This window comes from Burkholderia sp. AU38729 (assembly GCF_020419725.1).
GTDB lineage: Bacteria > Pseudomonadota > Gammaproteobacteria > Burkholderiales > Burkholderiaceae > Burkholderia.
The window spans coordinates 109,512-127,678 of the sequence record NZ_JAIZQO010000006.1 but is presented as its reverse complement, the minus strand read 5'-3'; the positions used below and the strand labels follow the sequence as shown (position 1 = coordinate 127,678).

Annotated in this window: 23 protein-coding genes; 7 read left to right on the top strand and 16 right to left on the bottom strand. The window is 69.8% G+C overall.

The genetic code is table 11. The annotated features are described in order from the left end of the window. Positions 1–97: 97 nt before the first annotated feature. From LGM56_RS17485 to LGM56_RS17425, 13 genes are all read right to left on the bottom strand, one after another. Positions 98–646, bottom strand: a complete 549-nt coding sequence (locus LGM56_RS17485) for a type 1 glutamine amidotransferase domain-containing protein (protein ID WP_226206002.1) — start codon at positions 644–646, stop codon at positions 98–100. Between the two features lie 115 nt (positions 647–761). Further along, on the bottom strand, positions 762–3,518 hold the full coding sequence (gene ligD, locus LGM56_RS17480; RefSeq protein WP_226206000.1) for a DNA ligase D: 2,757 nt from the start codon (positions 3,516–3,518) through the stop codon (positions 762–764). Positions 3,519–3,542: 24 nt separating this feature from the next. Then, positions 3,543–4,556, bottom strand: a complete 1,014-nt coding sequence (locus tag LGM56_RS17475; protein WP_226205998.1) for a Ku protein — start codon at positions 4,554–4,556, stop codon at positions 3,543–3,545. A gap of 39 nt (positions 4,557–4,595) precedes the next feature. Then, the gene (locus tag LGM56_RS17470; RefSeq protein WP_089498330.1) at positions 4,596–5,099 is read right to left on the bottom strand and encodes a DUF421 domain-containing protein; all 504 of its coding nucleotides are present in this window, start codon (positions 5,097–5,099) and stop codon (positions 4,596–4,598) included. Positions 5,100–5,111: 12 nt separating this feature from the next. Continuing rightward, on the bottom strand, positions 5,112–7,217 hold the full coding sequence (gene katE, locus LGM56_RS17465) for a catalase HPII (protein WP_413226783.1): 2,106 nt from the start codon (positions 7,215–7,217) through the stop codon (positions 5,112–5,114). Between the two features lie 133 nt (positions 7,218–7,350). Further along, positions 7,351–7,737 carry a DUF3022 domain-containing protein gene (locus tag LGM56_RS17460; RefSeq protein WP_226205996.1) on the bottom strand — a complete coding sequence of 129 codons (387 nt, stop codon included), beginning with the start codon at positions 7,735–7,737 and terminating at the stop codon, positions 7,351–7,353. Beyond that, positions 7,734–7,895, bottom strand: a complete 162-nt coding sequence (locus LGM56_RS17455) for a DUF1328 family protein (RefSeq protein ID WP_006767422.1) — start codon at positions 7,893–7,895, stop codon at positions 7,734–7,736. Before LGM56_RS17455 ends, LGM56_RS17460 begins: the two co-directional genes overlap by 4 nt. 46 nt (positions 7,896–7,941) lie before the next feature. After that, positions 7,942–8,130, bottom strand: a complete 189-nt coding sequence (locus LGM56_RS17450; RefSeq protein ID WP_039371381.1) for a DUF3008 family protein — start codon at positions 8,128–8,130, stop codon at positions 7,942–7,944. 406 nt (positions 8,131–8,536) lie between these two features. Beyond that, positions 8,537–9,046, bottom strand: coding sequence for a DUF892 family protein (locus LGM56_RS17445; RefSeq protein WP_226205993.1), 510 nt, complete (start codon positions 9,044–9,046; stop codon positions 8,537–8,539). Between the two features lie 112 nt (positions 9,047–9,158). Then, entirely contained in the window at positions 9,159–9,467 is a 309-nt protein-coding gene (locus tag LGM56_RS17440; protein ID WP_089498326.1) for a hypothetical protein, read from the bottom strand. 25 nt (positions 9,468–9,492) lie between these two features. Next, on the bottom strand, positions 9,493–9,804 hold the full coding sequence (locus LGM56_RS17435) for a hypothetical protein (protein ID WP_226205991.1): 312 nt from the start codon (positions 9,802–9,804) through the stop codon (positions 9,493–9,495). Beyond that, complete coding sequence (locus LGM56_RS17430) at positions 9,801–10,028, bottom strand: hypothetical protein (protein WP_226205988.1); 228 nt, start codon at positions 10,026–10,028, stop codon at positions 9,801–9,803. Before LGM56_RS17430 ends, LGM56_RS17435 begins: the two co-directional genes overlap by 4 nt. 184 nt (positions 10,029–10,212) lie before the next feature. Next, positions 10,213–10,518, bottom strand: coding sequence for a hypothetical protein (locus LGM56_RS17425; RefSeq protein WP_226205986.1), 306 nt, complete (start codon positions 10,516–10,518; stop codon positions 10,213–10,215). Positions 10,519–10,713: 195 nt separating this feature from the next. Here LGM56_RS17425 and LGM56_RS17420 point away from each other — a divergent pair, with 195 nt between their 5' ends. From LGM56_RS17420 to LGM56_RS17410, 3 genes are all read left to right on the top strand, one after another. Then, entirely contained in the window at positions 10,714–10,968 is a 255-nt protein-coding gene (locus LGM56_RS17420) for a hypothetical protein (protein ID WP_089498322.1), read from the top strand. Positions 10,969–11,047: 79 nt separating this feature from the next. Continuing rightward, positions 11,048–11,479, top strand: coding sequence for a CBS domain-containing protein (locus LGM56_RS17415; RefSeq protein ID WP_089459853.1), 432 nt, complete (start codon positions 11,048–11,050; stop codon positions 11,477–11,479). Positions 11,480–11,570: 91 nt separating this feature from the next. Further along, positions 11,571–12,053: a PRC-barrel domain-containing protein gene (locus LGM56_RS17410; RefSeq protein WP_089429293.1), complete on the top strand. Its 483-nt coding sequence runs from the start codon at positions 11,571–11,573 to the stop codon at positions 12,051–12,053. A 117-nt stretch (positions 12,054–12,170) separates the two neighbouring features. Here the strand turns inward: LGM56_RS17410 and LGM56_RS17405 are convergent, their stop codons facing one another. After that, positions 12,171–13,064 carry a LysR family transcriptional regulator gene (locus tag LGM56_RS17405; protein WP_089498321.1) on the bottom strand — a complete coding sequence of 298 codons (894 nt, stop codon included), beginning with the start codon at positions 13,062–13,064 and terminating at the stop codon, positions 12,171–12,173. A 194-nt stretch (positions 13,065–13,258) separates the two neighbouring features. On the opposite strand from LGM56_RS17405, the gene LGM56_RS17400 reads away from it, so the two are divergent. After that, positions 13,259–13,528: a DUF4148 domain-containing protein gene (locus LGM56_RS17400; RefSeq protein ID WP_226205984.1), complete on the top strand. Its 270-nt coding sequence runs from the start codon at positions 13,259–13,261 to the stop codon at positions 13,526–13,528. Between the two features lie 38 nt (positions 13,529–13,566). Next, positions 13,567–14,778 carry an MFS transporter gene (locus LGM56_RS17395; RefSeq protein WP_226205982.1) on the top strand — a complete coding sequence of 404 codons (1,212 nt, stop codon included), beginning with the start codon at positions 13,567–13,569 and terminating at the stop codon, positions 14,776–14,778. A gap of 30 nt (positions 14,779–14,808) precedes the next feature. On the opposite strand, the gene LGM56_RS17390 is transcribed toward LGM56_RS17395, so the two are convergent. Continuing rightward, complete coding sequence (locus LGM56_RS17390) at positions 14,809–15,285, bottom strand: response regulator (RefSeq protein WP_089498318.1); 477 nt, start codon at positions 15,283–15,285, stop codon at positions 14,809–14,811. Positions 15,286–15,479: 194 nt separating this feature from the next. Here LGM56_RS17390 and LGM56_RS17385 point away from each other — a divergent pair, with 194 nt between their 5' ends. Both LGM56_RS17385 and LGM56_RS17380 read left to right on the top strand, forming a co-directional pair. Then, positions 15,480–16,145 (top strand): UdgX family uracil-DNA binding protein, encoded by a 666-nt coding sequence (locus LGM56_RS17385; protein WP_226205979.1) that lies wholly within the window; start codon positions 15,480–15,482, stop codon positions 16,143–16,145. Next, positions 16,142–17,422: an NRAMP family divalent metal transporter gene (locus LGM56_RS17380; protein WP_226205977.1), complete on the top strand. Its 1,281-nt coding sequence runs from the start codon at positions 16,142–16,144 to the stop codon at positions 17,420–17,422. The genes LGM56_RS17385 and LGM56_RS17380 overlap by 4 nt, the downstream gene beginning before the upstream one ends. A gap of 86 nt (positions 17,423–17,508) precedes the next feature. Here the strand turns inward: LGM56_RS17380 and LGM56_RS17375 are convergent, their stop codons facing one another. Continuing rightward, complete coding sequence (locus LGM56_RS17375; protein ID WP_089459846.1) at positions 17,509–18,117, bottom strand: DUF892 family protein; 609 nt, start codon at positions 18,115–18,117, stop codon at positions 17,509–17,511. Between the last annotated feature and the right edge of the window lie 50 nt (positions 18,118–18,167).

Sequence of the window (18,167 nt, the reverse complement as noted above, 5' to 3'; positions counted from 1 at the left end):
CGGTTGTCGGTGCAATGTTTTCAACGGTTTGTAATGCCGCGGAACGTCGGTGGACGTCGGTCAGCGTGACACGGCGAATGGCGTCGCACGACGCGGGTCACGCCGCCCGTGGCGCCAGGGAATCGATCAGCGCGCCGTTGAAGGCCGGCAGGTCGTCCGGCTTGCGGCTCGTGATGAACGGGCCGTCACGGACGACCTCCTGGTCGACCCACTTGCCGCCCGCATGACGGATATCGTCCTGAAGGCTCGGCCAGCTCGTCATCGTGCGGCCTTCCACGAGGCCCGAGGACACCAGCAGCCAGCCCCCATGGCAGATCGCCGCGACCGGCTTGCCGGCGCCGACGGCCGCCGTCACGAACTCGCGCGCGGCCGGCACCATCCGGATCGCGTCGCCGTTCACGACGCCGCCGGGCAGCACGACCGCGTCGTAATCGCCCTCGCGCGCGTCGTCGAACGTGCGGTCGACCTTCACGCGCGCGCCCTTGTCGACGTGCCTGAAGCCCTGGATCTCGCCGGGCTTCTCCGAAATCACGTCGACCTGCGCGCCTTCCGCCGCGAGCGCGCGCTGCGGTTCGACGAGTTCGGCTTCCTCGAAGCCGTCGACCGCGAGGATCGCCACCTTGCAATGAACCAGCCTTCCGCTCATGAAGCTCTCCTTCAGTGACGCGGCACACGTCGTGCCGCGCCGGTTTCGCAGCAAGCGGCGTGCCGTTTCCGCCCACGGGACGCACCCGCCGTCTGCCGCGTCGGCGTTGACGCATTCACGTTTCAGCCCCCAGCCGCGCGCGCATCGACGCGGTGATGCGCTGCCGCGCGTTCGCATAGCCTTCCCACGGATCGCGTTTCAACGCATCGAGGCGTTCACGCAGCGTGTCGATCGTCCATTGCGCACCGCCCGTCGTGGCGGGCACCTCGTCCCAGTCGAGCGGCACCGATACGCCCATGCCAGGCCGCGCGCGCACCGAATACGCGGCGATCGTGCTCGCGCCGCGGCCGTTGCGCAGGTAGTCGACGAAGATCTTGCCGCGCCGGTGGCGCGGCCCCATCGTCGCCGTGAAACGGTCGGGCAGCGCGCCCGCGACGTGCTGCGCCACCGCGCGCGAGAAATCCTTCACGTCGTCCCAGCCCGCATGCCGCGTGAGCGGCACGACGACGTGCAGCCCCTTGCCGCCGCTCGTCTTGCAGAACGACGCGAGGCCCAGCTCGTCGAGCAGCCCGCGCACGAGCTGCGCGGCGTCGATCATCGCGCGCCACGGCAGCGCCGGATCGGGATCGAGGTCGAACACGATGCGGTCCGGCCGCTCGATGTTCGACGCGTGCGCGTTCCACGTGTGCAGCTCGACCGTGCCCATCTGCGCGGCGCCGAGCAGCGCATCGACGCTGTCGATCGACAGCAGCGGCCCGTGGCCGGGATCGAGCCCTTCGTGCTGCGTGACGAACGGGATCTCGCGGCGCTCGGCATGCTTCTGGAAGAACAGTTCGCCGGCGATGTCGCCCGGTGCGCGCACGAGCGACACGGGCCGGCCCTTCAGGTCCGGCAGCAGCCACGGCGCGACCCATTGCCAGTAGTGCGCGAGGTCGATCTTGCGCGTGCCGCTGTGCGGATCGAGCACCCGATCGGGATGCGTGATGCGCACGCGGCCGACACGATCGGCGGCGGCCGCGCGCTGCGTGTCGTCGGCAGACGCGGACGCTCGCGCGCCATGCTTGCGGCCGTGCGCCGTATCGGGTTGCGGGGCATGCGAGGATGCGCCATGCGCCGTGCGGGTTTCGTTCATCGTCGCCTCCGTTTCGGTTGGCCGCGGCACTTCGCGGACGATCTGCCGCGCCGGCTTGTCTTCGCGCAGCGCGATGAACGCCGCCTGCCGCACGATGCCGTCGCTCGTCCATTCCGCGAATTCGCATTCGGCGACGAGCGTCGGCTCGACCCAGTGGACGCGCGTGCGGGACCGTTCGCGCGGCGGCGGATCGAACGGCGTCGTGCCGCGTTCGTGCTCGCGCAGCGTCGCCGCGAGCCGGTCGAGCAGACGCGTATCGAACCCGGTGCCGACCCGGCCGACATAGCGCAACGGCGGTTTGCCGCGTGGTTGCTTGCCGCCCGCGGCCGGTTCGTACACGCCGAGCAGCAACGCGCCGAAGCCGTGCCGGCTGCCCGACGGCTCGGTATAGCCGCCGATCACGAACTCCTGCCGCCGCCGGCATTTCAGCTTGATCCATGCGGACGAGCGGCCGCCGCGATAGCGTGAATCGGCGCGCTTGCCGATCAGCCCTTCGAGCCCCGTGTCGCACGCGCTCGCGATCAGCGACGCGACGTCGTCGCCGAGATCGGGCGAGTAGCGCAGCCGCGCGGGGTCGCTACCGGCGAGCAACGGTTCGAGCAGCGCGCGCCGCGCGGTGAGCGGCGCATCGCGCAGGTCGTATCCGTCGAGAAACGGCAGATCGAACACGAACAGCGTCACCGCGTCCGAACGGCCCGCGCCGAGCGCGTTCTGCAGCGCCTGGAAATCGGGCAGCCCGTGCTCGCCCAGGACGACGGCCTCGCCATCGAGCCACGCGTTCTCGACCTCGAGCGCCGCGAGCGCGTCGCGCTGCATGCGCAGCTTCGACGTCCAGTCGCGACCTTCGCGCGTCATCAGCGTGACGTGCCGTCGCGCACCGCGGCCCGCGATCCGGGCCAGGATCCGGTAGCCGTCGAATTTCACTTCGTAGCGCCAATCATCGTGAGCGGGCGGGGCATCGACGAGCGTCGCGAGTTGCGGCGTCACGCGCTCGGGCAATGCCGCGCGCACCGCGCCTTCCACCTGCGACGGATCGAGCGCCGTCGTGCGCGCCCCGCCGTCAGGCGGCGGATGGGCAGGCGCCTTGCGCGCCGCCTTTGTCCGGCCGTCATGCACGCTGCCCGGCTGCTGCGCGACGACATCGAAGCTCGCAGCATCGCGCGCGTCGTCGTCGCGTTCCTTGATCAGCAGCCATTGCTCCTGGCGCCCCTGCTGCCGCCCGCTGCGCACCAGCGCCCAGCCGCCGTGCAGCTTCGTGCCGTCGAGCCGGAACGTCAGCTTGCCCGCGCGGTAGCCGTCGCGCGCCCGGGCGATGCCGCCGTCGGGCGTCCAGGTGCCCTCGTCCCACACGATAACGGAGCCCGCGCCGTAATGGCCGGCCGGGATCTCGCCTTCGAACGACGCATATTCGAGCGGATGATCCTCGACGTGCACGGCCAGCCGTTTCACAGACGGGTCGACGCTCGGCCCTTTCGGCACCGCCCATGACTTCAGCGTGCCGTCGAGTTCGAGACGGAAATCGTAGTGCAGCCGCCGGGCGTGATGCTCCTGGATCACGAAGCGCAGCGGCCGGGCAGTGCGCGCCGATGGTCGCGCTTGATGCGCTGTATGCGCTATATGCGCTTTCTCCACGCTCGCATCCGCATCCGCGCGCACGCGCCGCCGCCCGTGCGCCCCCTCGGGTTCCGGCGTCGCATCGAAGCGACGCTTGCGGCGATAGGGTTCGAGCTTGCCGGCCATCGCGTCACCCTCCTTCCCGCATCGTCACGCGGCGTGCTTGCGGCGCACGGCGGTCTTCTTCGCCGCGTGCGTGCCGGTCGCACCGTGCTTCGCGGCCGCGCGCTTCGCCGCTGCATTCGCCGGCGTCTTCGCCGTGCCTTTCGCGGACGTTTTCGCCGCCGGCTTGCGCCGCGCGCCCGTCGATGGCGACGGCGAAGGCGCACGGTCTTCCTCGTCGTCGTCCGCGCGCGCGGCACGCGCACCACCGCCGCCCTTCAGGCTGCGCTTGAGCAGCTCGGTGAGATCGACCACGTTGGTCGCCGTGCGCGCCGCCTGCGCGGGGCGATCCTCGATTTCCTCGATGCGGCCCGCGCGCACCTTGCGCTCGACCAGCTCGAGGATGTCGTCGCGGAACGTGTCGTGATACTCGTCGGGCGTCCAGGAGCCCGACATGTCGTCGATCAGCTTCTTCGCCATCGCGAGTTCGCGCGCACTGACGCCCGCGCGCTTCGCGTCGTCGGCCGGCACCGACAGTTCGTCGAGCGGCCGCAGTTCCTCCTGCCAGCGCAGCGTATCGAGCGCAAGCAGCGGCCCGACCGGAATCAGCGCGCCGAGATGCTGGCGGTCGCGCATCACGACGTGCGCGATGCCGATCTTGCCGCTGTCCTTCAGCGCGTCGCGCAGCAGCGCATAGACCTTCTCGCCCTTGCGGTCGGGCACGAGGTAGTACGGCGTGTCGAGATACAGGAACGACACGGCGTCCGCGTCCACGAACGTGACGATGTCGACGGTCTGCGTCGACTCGGGGTTCGCCGCGCGGATCTCGTCGTCGGTCAGCACGACATAGCGCTCCTTCTCGTACTCGTAGCCGCGCACGATGTCCTCGCGCGTGACTTCCTTGCCGGTGCGCTTGTTGACCTGCCGATAGCCGACCGGGTCCATCGAGCGCTTGTCGAGCAGCCGGAACGACGGCTTCACGGTGCGCGTGGCCGGGAACAGCTGCACGGGCACGTGAACGAGCCCGAAGCTGATCGCGCCTTTCCAGATCATGCGTGTCATCGATGTCCTCCTTGCGGCGTCCGTCGCCGCACGCAACCGTCAGGGCTTTCGGGAACGGCTGCGCCGCACGATGCTGACGTGGCCGTTGCGCTCCAGGATCGCCGCGTCGACGTCCGACAGGTCGTCCGCGCCGAGCGCCTGACGCACGCTCTCATGGACGTCCGTCGGCGTGATCAGCGCCGCGCGCATCTGCGCGTCGTCGAAGCGGCCGTTGCGATACACCTCGCGTTCCGCGCCGACCAGCAGCCGCTCGAGCCGGCGCGAGCGCAAGCAGGCCAGGCCGATCACGCGATGCAGCAGCGCGATCGCGAGCGACGCGGCCACCGTCGCGACGAACGGCGACGCACCGACCACCGCGCGGCTCAGGATCGCACCGAGCAGGATCCCGACCACGTAGTCGAACGGCGAACGCTGGCCGAACGCGCGCCGCCCGGCGATGCGGATCAGCACCAGCGCGATCCCGAACACGACGATCGAGCGCAGCACCATCTGCCCGGGGTCGAGCATCCGGCCCTGTCCGAACAGCGCGACGACGACGTCCATGATCGCGTGGCGCTAGGCCGGCAACTCGGCGGCCTGCTGCTCGCGTGCCCAGACGCGATGGCGGCCGAGGTGGTCGGACAGGTCGTTCAGGACTGCGTCGAGATCGACGGCCTGCCCGACGCACACGCCTTCGGCCGGATCCGGCAAGTGCGCGGCGCTCAGCAATTGCCGCCCCGACCCGACGGCCGCGATCGGCTTCAGGTGCTTGAACGCTTCGCGCACGAAATGCCGCGCGTCAGCGCTGTGCGCGAGGTCGCGGCCGTCGCCGTCGCCGCCGCACACGAACACCGCGTCGAACATCACCGACGGCATGCCGGCCAGCGTCGCTTGCGGCACGATGCTGCCGATCGGCGCCAGCGTCGGCGCGACGATCGTCGGCACCGCGTGCGCGGCCAGCAGCGCATCGCGCACCTGCTGGACGAGCGCCTCGCTCGTGCCGCCGGTCGCGATCAGCGCGATCTTGCGCGACCGGATGCCGGGCTTCGCGCGGCCGATCAGGCTCAGCGCGGGCGAACGCTGCGCAACTGCCGGCGTCGCGCCCCCGTGCGGCGCGGGCAGCCCGAGCCGTTCGGCCACCTGCGCGGCCAGCCCCGCGTCGAAGCGGGCGATGATGTCGTTGACCACCCGCTCGCGAATGTGCGGCTGCGTCACCTTGCCGAGCTCGAAGCAGTAGGCGTCGCGGATATGCCGCTGCTCGATCTCGGTCATGCTCTGGTAGAACAGCGCGGGCTGCGAGAAATGATCGGCGAACGTCTCGCTGCGCACGCGCACCTTGTCGCCCTCGAGCGGCTCGTGCACGGTCTCGAAGCCGCCGCCGACCGGCGCGGGCGGCGTCTCGCGCGGCCAGCCGCCGCTCGTCGAATTCGGTTCGTACGACGCCTGCCCGACGTTGATCGTCTGCCGGTGCATCGCATCGCGCTGGTTGTTCGCGAACGGGCACACCGGCCGGTTGATCGGGATCTCGTGGAAGTTCGGGCCGCCGAGCCGGCTCAATTGCGTATCGGTGTACGAGAACAGGCGCCCCTGCAGCAGCGGATCGTTCGTGAAGTCGATGCCCGGCACCACGTGCCCCGGATGAAACGCGACCTGCTCGGTTTCCGCGAAGAAGTTGTCGGGATTGCGGTTCAACGTCATCCGGCCGATCGGCCGCACCGGCACGAGTTCTTCCGGCACCAGCTTGGTCGGGTCGAGCAGGTCGAAGTCGAACTTGTCGGCATCGGCCGGATCGATCATCTGCACGCCGAGTTCGAACTCCGGATAGTCGCCGCGCTCGATCGCCATCCACAGGTCGCGCCGGTTGAAGTCCGGGTCATGGCCGGCAATCCGCTGCGCCTCGTCCCACAGCAGCGAATACGCGCCGCTCACGGGCCGCCAGTGGAACTTCACGAAACGCTCGGCGCCGGCCGCGTTCACGAAGCGGAACGTGTGCACGCCGAAGCCGTCCATCGCGCGGAAGCTCGCGGGCAGCGCGCGGTCGGACATCAGCCACAGCACCGTGTGGGTGGTCTCCGGCACCAGCGACACGAAATCCCAGAACGTGTCGTGCGCGGACGCGCCGGTCGGCATCTCGTTCGGCGCCTCGGGCTTCACCGCATGCACGAAATCGGGAAACTTGATCGCATCCTGGATGAAGAACACCGGCATGTTGTTGCCGACGAGGTCGTAGTTGCCCTCTTCGGTATAGAACTTCACCGCGAAGCCCCGCACGTCGCGCACTGTGTCGGCCGAGCCGCGCGGCCCCTGGACCGTCGAGAAACGCACGTACACCGGCGTTTCGGCGGCCGGGTCCTGCAGGAACGCGGCCTTCGTGTAGTCGGCCATCGGCTCGTACACGCGGAACACGCCGTGCGCGGCCGAGCCGCGCGCGTGCACCACGCGCTCCGGAATGCGCTCGTGATCGAAATGCGTGATCTTCTCGCGCATGATGAAGTCTTCGAGCAGCGACGGGCCGCGCGGGCCACCGCGCAACGTGTTCTGGTTGTCGGCGATCCGCACGCCCTGGTTGGTGCGCAGCGCCTCGTGGTCGGGCCGCGAACGGTGCTCGTCGAGCTGGCGCGATTTCGCGCTGTCCTGCGGCTGGGCGGGCGGCGTCTTGCCGGATGAGGGGGAATGGGTCATCGATCGGGTCCTCGTGGCGTTCGGAAGGGTATCCGCCGCGCGCGCCGCATGACTGCGGCACGCACGTGGCGGGAACAGCAGGAAAACCGGCGCGGCCGGGCGCGACCGCCCCGCCGGCCGGCGGTGGCTTCATTCAGGGTGCGCGCAACGCCGCGTCGAGTTCGGCGCGCGTCACGTCGAGCGCGACGTTGCATTCGATCGCGGCGTCCTCGACGCGCGGCTGGCGCGCGTCCACAGCGCGCCGCGCGCGGTCGCCGAGATGGGTGCGCACGCGCAGCCGTTCGGCCGCGTCGAGCGACGCATAGCGGGCGATCACGTCGGGATCGAACCGCAGGTCGACCGCGCACCGCCAGTCGCGTGCGCTTGCGTCGGCCGGCACACGCACCCACGACACCTGGATCGTCAGCCGCCCGGACGCATCGTCCGCGTGCACGACGACGGTCGATGCCGACGGGAAACCGTTCGCGAGCGCATGCTCGAGTTCCGCGATGCGCTGCGACCGGTCGGGCGTGACGCTCATCGTCGGACGACGCCCAGCAGCAGCGTGACCAGGAAGATCACCACGAAGATGTAGAACAGGATCTTGGCGATCTCCGCCGCGCCGGCTGCGATGCCGCCGAACCCGAACACGGCCGCGATGATCGCGATGATGAAGAAGATGATGGCGTATCGAAGCATGGAACCCTCCTGGATGACAGCGGTCGCCGGTACGTATCGGCGTCGATCAGGCGTCGTGCTTGTGTTTCGGTTTGCCGTGAGCCGGCGTGGAAGCCATTTTCTCGAGCTCTTTTTCGCTCATCGATTTGGCCATCGACTTCGAAGGCGGTTTGAGATCCTTCATCTTCGTCTCGCCGCGCTTCGCCGACAGGGCGGCCCCGGCGGCGCGTTGCTGGGCCTGCGATTTGGCTGGCATGGTCGTGCTCCTCTCGTGGGTGCGCGCATCGCGGCAAGCGGTGGCGCGCACGCGGTTGAACGTGGTCGAGTGCGGTCGAATCGCCCGGCCGTCACGCCGCGTCGCGGCACGGCGGGCCGGCTCGCGAAATCGTCATCGTCCGGCGATCCTTCGCCACGGTGCCAAGCGCAAGAACGATGCCTCGGCCGCGTGGCCCCGGCGAAGCCCGCCTCGAAAGCCGCCCGATGAGTCGATTCACGGTTGACCGTCTGCATGCCTCATGCATTGAGCGTGCCAGCTCGTCGAAGCGCGTCCGTGGCGGGTTCGCGCTGCGTGTCGCCGCGAGCGGGAGCGGATTATTTACAAGCCGGCGGCAAGTTTTGGACATGCATTCCGTAAGCCGTGAAGCATGCCGGATCGTCAACCGTCAGCGCTTCGCATCGATGCGATCGACGGCCGAACGATCGAGAAAGGCGGTCGTCAGCGCCGGCAGGTGGCGCAGCAGCCACGCGGCCAGGCTGCGCTCCTGTTGCAGGATCCGTTCGCAGCATGCGTGGATCTCCGCTTCGCCGGCCGCCTGCGCGGCCGCGGCGAGCGCCGTATACGCGGCGATCTCGACGTGCGCGAACGCGTAACCGGCCAGCGCGCCCTTCACCACTTCATCGACGGCCAGCATGCCGCTCGCGATCCGGCCATACGCGGCAACGCGCGCGGCCAGATCCTTGATCGCGGACGGCGTCGTGCCGAGCCGCATCAGGCAGGCTTCGACGAGCGCCTGCTGGCCGATCGTGTCGTCGAGATGCTGGCGCAAGCGATCCTGCAGTTGCGGATAGTGATCGAGCCGTTTCAGTTGCGCGGCGAGCAGCATCTCCGCCTGCCGCTCCATCGCATACGCATCGCGCAGCCAGTCTTCCAGGTGTTCGCGCGGATTCGCCATCGGTTTCCTCCGGCCGCATCGCGGGGCGGCATGCCGTGCGCCGCATTGGACGGCGCGCTGCACGGCGCACGCGATCCCGCGCGCATGCCGTGAGCGAGGTACGGACGCCGGGTCAGTACTGCATCAGCGGCGGCGTGCCCGGCAGCGGCCGGTCGCCCTGCGCACCGTTCGCGCCGGTCGAGGGCCCGTCGGCCGCTTCGCCGCCGGCCGCGCCCTGCGGCATCAGGGTGCCCGGCGCCGGGCGCGTGTCGCCACGTGTATTCGCGTCGGGCATCGTCGTGGTCGACTGTGCGCCACGGCTGTCGGGTGGCGTCCCGCGGGCGCCGTAGGGGCCGTTCGCCGGTTGCGTGCATGCGCCCAGCGCGCACGCGGCGGCGCACGCAAGGATGCCCATGCGTATCGTCTTCCGGATCGGGTTCATCGCAATCCTCCCTGTGACCGGCATCTCATAGCCGGTTGAAATGGAAATCGCCGGCGTACGCGGTCGGGGCGCGACGCGCCATCATCGCGTCGAATTCGACCGCCACGCGCGTGAGCGCGCGGCGCTGCGAGTCGATGCCGGCCTGCTCGAGCGCGGCGAACGCGTCGGCGTCGAACGCCACGGTCAGCGACGCCGGATGACCGTCGACGCGAAAGCCGATATGCAGCGCGCCGAGCGGCTTTTCCTCGATATGGAACGGCATCGCGCGCGCCTCGAAATGGCGGCCGAGCGTTTCGGCGATGTCGCGCAGCACGCCGGGTTTCACGCGGACGCTCATGGCGATGCCTCGGTGCGCGCTCGCGATACCACGCCCATCGGCGGCGTATGCACGGGCGGCTCGCGCTCGGGCGGCGCATGCCCCGGCGGGTCGCCCTCGGGTTGCCGGTACGGCTCGGGCAGGTCGGGGGGCACGTCGTCGGGATCGGGCGGTTCCGGATCCGGCCCGATGCCGGGTAGCGGCGGTTCGGGCCGCTGCAGCCACTGCGCTGGGTCAGGTGTCATCGGCACTCCCTCCTTGCGGGGTCGGCGGGTCGACAGCGGGCGCGACCTTCGCCTGCCCAAGGTGCGCAAGCCGCATGCCGTCGTTCTCGCCATCCGCGTGTCCGCCGCGACGCGCACGCGGGTGCCGCGAACGGCCTGCCGTGCCTTCGCTACACCGTCCGCTGCAAATCTTGCAACGGCGCGGCTACGCGTCGAAAGCGGCCATCACGAGCCACAGCTCGCGGCCGTCATCGCGCACCTGCGCGGCGAGCGCATACGGGTCGGACGGCTCGCACGCACGCTGCAGCGCGAACCGCGCGGGCTCGGTCGAGCCGAACGTCTCGCCGCCGAGCGGCCTCACGTCTGCCTTGCCTTCGAACATCCGGCGCTCGGGCCGGTAGATCAGCGGTTCATGCTTCCATTCGTTGAAATGGCTCTTCAACGAATCGAATCCGCCGCCGCATATGTTGACCTCGTAGCGCACGCCCAGTCGTCGTTTCGGAATCGTCATCGTGCCTCCCGCTCGATGTAGATGTAGACACGGCCGGCACCGGTTGCGCCATCCGCCTGCGTCATCAACATCGTCATCGCCCTCGCGGCAAGTCGCGTGCCGCGTGCGTTCGGTGCATATCGGCGTATCTCGGCGCAGACCGGGCATGGCCGTTGCGGATGGGACACGCCATCGGCATCGACATGGAGGCTTGCGATGAAGGATTCGACCCGGACCGGCCACGACGCGCCGGCACACGAACGGCAACCTGATCCGTCGCCGCCGCTCAAGCACCACGACCGCGCGCGCACGCGCCATTCGGAACGCCATATCGACAAGCAGCTCGAGGACACGTTTCCCGCGAGCGACCCGCCCGCGACCGGCGGCGTCACGCGCATCGAGCCGGACACGCCGCCCGGCACGCACGACGAGGGGCCGTGGCAGGACAAGCGCGAACGCGGCGACGCGTGAGCGCGCACGGCACGTGGCTTGCTGATTTTGTGCGGCCCATTTCGATCCATTGCACTACCGCATTCGTGAGGAGAATTTCATGCATCGCGTCAACGAAATCATGTCGCAGGACGTCGTGCACATCGCACCGACCGACTCGATCCGTCATGCCGCGCAACTGATGGAGCGCTACGACATCGGCGCGCTGCCCGTGTGCGACAACAACCGGCTGATCGGGATGGTGACGGACCGGGATCTCGCGGTGCGCGCGATTTCGGCCGGCAAGCCGCCGGAGACGCGCATCCACGAAGTCGCATCGGGCCCGATCGAATGGTGTTTCGACGACGATTCGCTGGACGAGATTCAGCACTACATGGCGGACGCGCAACTGCGCCGCCTGCCGGTCGTCGATCACGACAAGCGGCTGGTCGGCATGCTGTCGCTCGCGGACATCGCGACGCGCATGGCCGGCCCCGAGCGGGACGATCTCGCGAACACGCTCGAAGGCGTGTCGCAACCGAAGCAGACGTGACGGAGCGACCCTCGCCCCGTCCCGACCCACCCGCGCGACCCGCAGGGCCCGCCCCGGGCACCGTCGCGCCCCATGCAGCCTGGAGGAAACCATGCAGACTTCCGATCAAGGTCAAACCCGCATCATCGGCAAGGGTGCCGCGACGGCGGCCGGCCCTGGCCCCGACGTGATGGCGGCCGATACGCTGGAAGGCGACAAGGTCTATACGACCGACGGCGACGATGTCGGCAAGATCAAGGACATCATGCTCGACGTGCGCTCCGGCCGCGTCGCCTACGCGGTACTGTCGAGCGGCGGCATCCTCGGCATCGGCGACAAGCTGCACGCGATCCCGTGGAGCGCGCTCACGCTCGACACCGAGCGCAAATGCTTCCTGCTGTCGGTGTCGTCCGAGCGGATCCGCAACGCGCCGGGGTTCGACAAGGACCACTGGCCGGCGATGGCCGATCCGCAATGGGCGACACCGCTGCACGAGTTCTACGGCAGCACGCCGTACTGGAGCGCCGGCGACGAACTCGGGCTGACCGACCCGACCGAGGAACTGAACGATCCGCGCTCACGCGACCGTCTCTGATCGCGCCATCGCGCTGCGCCGGTTCACCGGCGCAGCCGCTTCGAACGCCCCGCCCGCGCGGGGCGTTTTTCTTGCCGGCCGTCGCGGGGGCGGCCCGGACGCGACTGGCGACAGGCGCTACGCGCGATGCCGCAGCGCGTCGATCACGACGGTAAACGCGCGCGACGCCGGGCGGCGGCTCGGATAGTACGCGTGGTAGCCGGGAAAGACCGGGCACCAGTCCGGCATCACGATCCGCAGGCGGCCGTCGCGGACATGCTCGAGCACGATGTCCTCGGTGACGAACGCGATGCCGAAGCCGTCGAGCGCCGCCTGCACCATGTGCGGCTGCGTGTTGCAGGTGATCCGGCCGTTCACGCGCGCCAGCACGTCGTTCCTGCCCTTCTTCAGCTCCCACGCATAGATGCCCTTCGCGGTGGCGAGCCGCAACGTGACGCAATCGTGATCGAGCAGGTCCTGTGGCTTCTTCGGCGGCTTGCGGCCGTCGAGATAGGCCGGCGACGCGACCATCGCCATCCGGACGTCCGGGCTGATCCGCACGGCGATCATGTCCTTCGCCACCTGGTCGCCGTAGCGCACGCCGATGTCGTAGCGCTCCTCGACGATATTCGACAGCCCGTAATCGACCGACAGCTCGATGCGGATATCCGGGTAGTCGGGGAGGACCTGCCTGAGTTTCGGCCAGATGATCGTATCGATCGGATGCTCGGTGGCGGTAATGCGCACCACGCCGGCCGGCTTGTCCCGGAAATCCGACAGCGCGGCCAGTTGCGCGGTGATCTCGTCGATGCGCGGCGCCACCGCCTGGAACAGCGCCTCGCCCGCGTCGGTCGTCGATACGCTGCGCGTCGTGCGCGTGAGCAGCCGCACGCCGACCCGCGCCTCGAGATCGCGAATGGTATGGCTCAGCGCCGACTGCGACACGCCGAGCCGCGTGGCCGCACGCGTGAAGCTGCGCTCGCGGGCCACCGCGAGAAACACGAGCAGGTCGTTCAGATTTTCGCGCGCCATGTCGAAACGCTCCGGTCGGGACGGACGCCCATCGTAGCACCGCCGGCGGCGATTCATCAGTTTGGCTCATGAGTCCAAGCGCGCCGCGCTACTTAATCGATCCGCGACGAATCACTAGACTGCGAAGCCATCGACCCGATGCGTCGCGGCAGCGCCCGGACGCTCGGACTACCCGCATTCCGGAGCCCAACCTCATGCCTACCCGCTTTCTCACCGCCGTCGCCGCCATCGCCATGCTGGTCGCGTCCGGCTCGCCGTTCGCGCAATCCGCACCGGGCCTGACGCGCGAGCAGGTCCGCCAGGACCTGCGGCGCTACGAGGCCGCCGGATTCAATCCGGCGCGCATGAACCCGCGCAGCTGGGTCGACGACGCCCAGGCCGCCGCGGCCCGGGTGCAGGCCGGGCGCGCCGACGACGCGCGCACGCAACTCGCCGTGCACGGCGCCACGACGGGTTGCGACTGAATGCGCGACCCACTCCTTTCTCCGATCCGGTTCCCGACATGCCATCCGTCTTCACCCCCGATCGCGGCACGGCACCTGACGGTGCGGCCGCATGGGGCGCCGTCCTCGCGATGTCGCTCGGCGCGTTCGCGCTGGTCGCCTCCGAGTTCATGCCGGTCAGCCTGCTCACGCCGATCGCAGGCGACCTGCACGTCAGCGAAGGCCAGGCCGGCCAGGCCATCTCCGTATCGGGCGCGTTCGCACTGGTCACGAGCCTGTTCATCGCCTCGCTCGCCGGCCGGCGCGATCGCAAGCCGCTGCTGCTGGTGCTGACCCTGCTGACGATCGTGTCCGGCACGCTCGTCGCGTTCGCGCCGAACTACGCGGCGTTCATCGCCGGCCGCGCACTGATCGGCGTGGCGATCGGCGGCTTCTGGTCGATGTCGGCCGCCACCGCGATGCGCCTCGTGCCGGCGCCGCACGTGCCGCGCGCGCTGGCGATCGTGAATGGCGGCAACGCGCTGGCGACCGTCGTCGCGGCCCCGCTCGGCAGCTTTCTGGGCGGAATCGTCGGGTGGCGCTGGGCGTTCTTCTGCGTCGTGCCGGTCGCCGCGATCGCATTCGGCTGGAAGCTCGTCAGCCTGCCGTCGATGCAGTCCGCGCCGCGCCGCGCGTCGGCCAACGCGCTCAGGCTGCTGGCCCGGCCGCCGGTCGCGCTCGGCATGGCGGCGGTGAGCGTGTTCTTCATGGGCCAGTTCACGCTGTTCACCTACCTGCGTCCGTTCCTCGAAACCGTCACGCACGCGGGCACCGTCACGCTGTCGCTGCTCCTGCTCGTGATCGGCGTCGCGGGTTTCGCGGGCACGTTCCTGATCGGCGGCGTGCTGGAACGCGGGCTCTACCGGACCCTCGTGGCCACGCCGGCACTGATGGCCGCGATTGCGGCGGCGCTGATGGTGTTCGGCGGCTCCACGGCGGCCACCGCCTGCCTGCTCGGCGCCTGGGGGCTGCTCGGCACCGCGGCGCCGGTCGGCTGGTGGACGTGGCTCGCCCGGACGCTGCCGCACGATGCGGAAGCCGGCGGCGGGCTGATGGTCGCGGTCGTGCAACTCGCGATCGGGCTCGGCGCGACGATCGGCGGCATGCTGTTCGACCTGCACGGCTACCGCGCGACCTTCGCGATGAGCGCGGCGCTGCTCGCGCTCGCCGGCGGGCTGGCCGCCGTCGCGGGCCGGTCGGCCCGACATGCCGCCACGCGCACCGGCGGTTGATGCCTGCGCCGCGACGCCCCGACGGCTTTTTTACAAGCACCGTGTAACCGCCCCGTCCGGCGTCGCGCGGCCGCTCGCCGCGTCCAGATAGCCCAGCAGCCGGTGCGGCGTCAGCGGCTTCGCGCAGTGCGCGTCGAACCCGGCTTGCTTCGCCGCCTCGCAATCGCGTCGCGACGCTAACCCGCTGCACGCGACGAGCAGCATGTCGCCGGTGTGCGGATCACCGCGCAGCCGCGCCGCCAGCTGCAGCCCGTCGAGGCCCGGCATCGCGATATCGAGCACGACCGCGAACGGCTGCCAGTCGCGCGCGATCGCGCAGACGGCGAACGGATCGACGGCAACGCGGCATTCGAAGCCGCGCGCCTCGAGCAGCAGGCGCAGCGCATCGGCGGCGTCGCGATAGTCGTCGACGATCAGCACGCGACGCGGGCGCCGCGGCACGCTGTCGGGGGCGCGCCACAGCAGCACGTCGTCCGCGGCCGGATCGTCGCCGGGATCGGGAAGCATCGCGTTTCTCCTGTCGTTGACACCGCCTCCACGCAAACCCCGCGCCCGTCCCGGCCGATGCGGAACGGCGGTTGCTGTACAGGTCGAATCGTCGTACCGGAGCCCTTCATGCGCGTCACGCTGCGCTTTCGTTTCTGTCTCGCCCCACCGGCGTGGGCGACCTGTCGCGCCCCGGGCCGCACGGGCGTCGTCACATGACGCGCCATCCGCCGCCCGCCGCCGACGACGCACCGGCGACACTCGGCGCATGCCGCCGCTGCGCGTTGTGGGAGCATGCGACCCAGCCGGTGCCCGGCGCCGGACCCGTCGACGCGACGATCATGCTGGTCGGCGAGCAGCCGGGCGACCAGGAGGACCGCCAGGGATTGCCGTTCGTCGGCGCGGCCGGGCGCATGCTGGACCGCGCACTCGATGAAGCCGGGATCGAGCGCGCGCACTGCTACCTGACGAACGCGGTCAAGCACTTCAAATGGGAGCCGCGCGGCAAGCGCCGGCTGCACAAGACGCCCGCGCAACGCGAGGTGGCCGCGTGCCGCTACTGGCTCGAACGCGAGCTCGACGCGGTACGGCCGCGCGTCGTCGTCGCGCTCGGCGGCACCGCGTTGCGCGCGCTGCTGCAAGACAACGATGCGACGCTGGAGGCCGCGCGCGCGCCGATTCGCACGGCGCAAGGCCTGCTTGTCGTCGCGACCTATCACCCGTCGTACGTGCTGCGCACGCGCGGCGCCGATTCGCGCGAGCATGCGTACCGGAGGCTCGTCGACGCGTTGCGCACCGCATCGCGCCTGGCCGGCGCACCCGACCGCGACGGCGACCTCGATCGCGACAGCCGGCCCGGCGCACGCGGAGGCACCCGATGAGCGCACCCGGCGACGACGCGCAGCCGGCCGCGGGCGTCGCGCGGCGCACTCCGACACCGTGGTACCGGCGGCTCGGCCCCGGCCTGCTCGCGGGGGCGTCCGATGCCGATCCGAGCAACATCGCCGTCTACGCGCAGGCCGGCAGCCAGTTCCGCTTCAACATGCTGTGGATCATCGTCGTCACGCTGCCGATGATGGTGGCCGTGCAGCTCGCGTCCGCGTTCATCGGGCGCCGCAACCGCGCGGGCCTCGTCGCGGGCATTCGCGAGCACTACTCCGACCGGCTCGCCAAGGCGCTGATCGTGATGGTCGCGATCGTCAACGTCGTCAACGTCGGCGCCGATCTCGCGGCGATGGGAGACGCGACCGCGCTCGTGATCGGCGGTCACAGCTACTGGTATGCCCCGGTCTACGGGGTCGCCTCGCTCGCGCTGCAAGTCATGCTGTCGTACGAACGCTATGCGCGCTGGCTGAAATGGATGACGCTCGGGCTGATCGCCTACGTGCTCGAACTCGGCTTCGTGCAGATCGACTGGCACGCCGTACTGCACGCGATCTTGCTGCCCCGGATCGAATTCACGCATGCGTATGCCACCACGACGGTGGCCGTGCTCGGCACGACGCTGAGCCCGTACCTGTTCGTGTGGCAGGCCGCGCTCGAAGTCGAGGAAACGGCATCCACGGGGCGCGACACGCGCAGCGAGACCGAGCGGCGCGTCACGTTCGACACGTGGTTCGGCATGGTCGTCACGAACGCGGTGTCGTTCTGCATCATGGTGATCGGCGCCGCGGTGTTCTTCGAGCACGGCCGGCACGACATCGGCAGCACCGCGCAAGCCGCCGAAGCGCTGCGGCCGATCGCCGGCGAAGCCGCGTTTCTCGTGTTCGCGTTCGGCATCGTCGGCTGCGGGCTGCTCGCGATTCCCGCGTTCGCGGGCAGTGCCGCGTACGGCTGCGCGGAAGCGTGGCAGTTCCGCGAAGGGCTGAACGAGCCGGTGCGGCGTGCCCCCACGTTCTATGCGGTGCTGGCCCTGTGCGTGTTCGTCGGCATCGCGATGTGCGTGAGTCCGATCGACCCGATCAAGGCGCTGTACTGGAGCGCGGTGCTCAACGGCGTCGCGGCGGTACCGATGCTCGTGATGGTGATGCTGCTGTCGCAGCGGCGTGAGGCGGCCGGGCAACCCGGCAGCGGCATCGTGTCGAAAACCTTTGGCTGGCTCGCCGTCGTGCTGATGGCGGCGTCGGTCGTGACGATGGTCGTCGACCTGCTGACCTGAACCGCGCATCGACCGTTCATGGCGCACGCCACTTTCGTCGCGCCGGGCCGGGCTGACTGCCTCCCGCCAAGCCCGGCCCGCCGCACTTACATCATCTTGCCGCGCGACTTTTCGGCGCGCGCCGCGTCCGCCGCCGATTCGACCTTCTTCACTTCTTCCGGCGGCGGCAGCACCGCCTTGAAGCCCATCGACTGGATCCACATCTCGCGCGCCCAGCCCCGCGTGTGATACAGGTGATGATCCTCGTCGGCCTCGACCTCGTCGTGCGCGTCCTTCAGCGTCTTCGCGGCATCGCCCGACAGCTGGTCGGCCGCATAGCCGATCAGCTCCCAGTTCAGGTGATCCTTGGTCTCCGCGAGCACCACGCACTCGGCCGCGACGACCTGCGCGACGGCCGGGTCGGCCTGCTTCCGCGCCTGCTCGATCGTATGCACGAGCGCCTTGCCGATGGCCGCCACCGCGCTGCGGCCGGGCGTCTGCGCGTCGGGATCCATGCCGAGCGTGTCGAACACCTTGCGCAGCACCTCCTGGTGATGCAGCGTCTCGCGGTGGTACTTCTCCCATTCCTTGTGCAGATCCTCGTCGGTCGCGCATTGCAGCGCGGCTTCGTAGATCTTCGCGCCGCCAAGCTCGGTTTCGTATGCCTGGCAGAGCAATTCGCGGATGCCTTCATGCTTCGGTTGCCGATGGGCCATGACTGACTCTCCAAAAAGACGGGCCGCACCCGCGGCCCGGGGTTGAACGG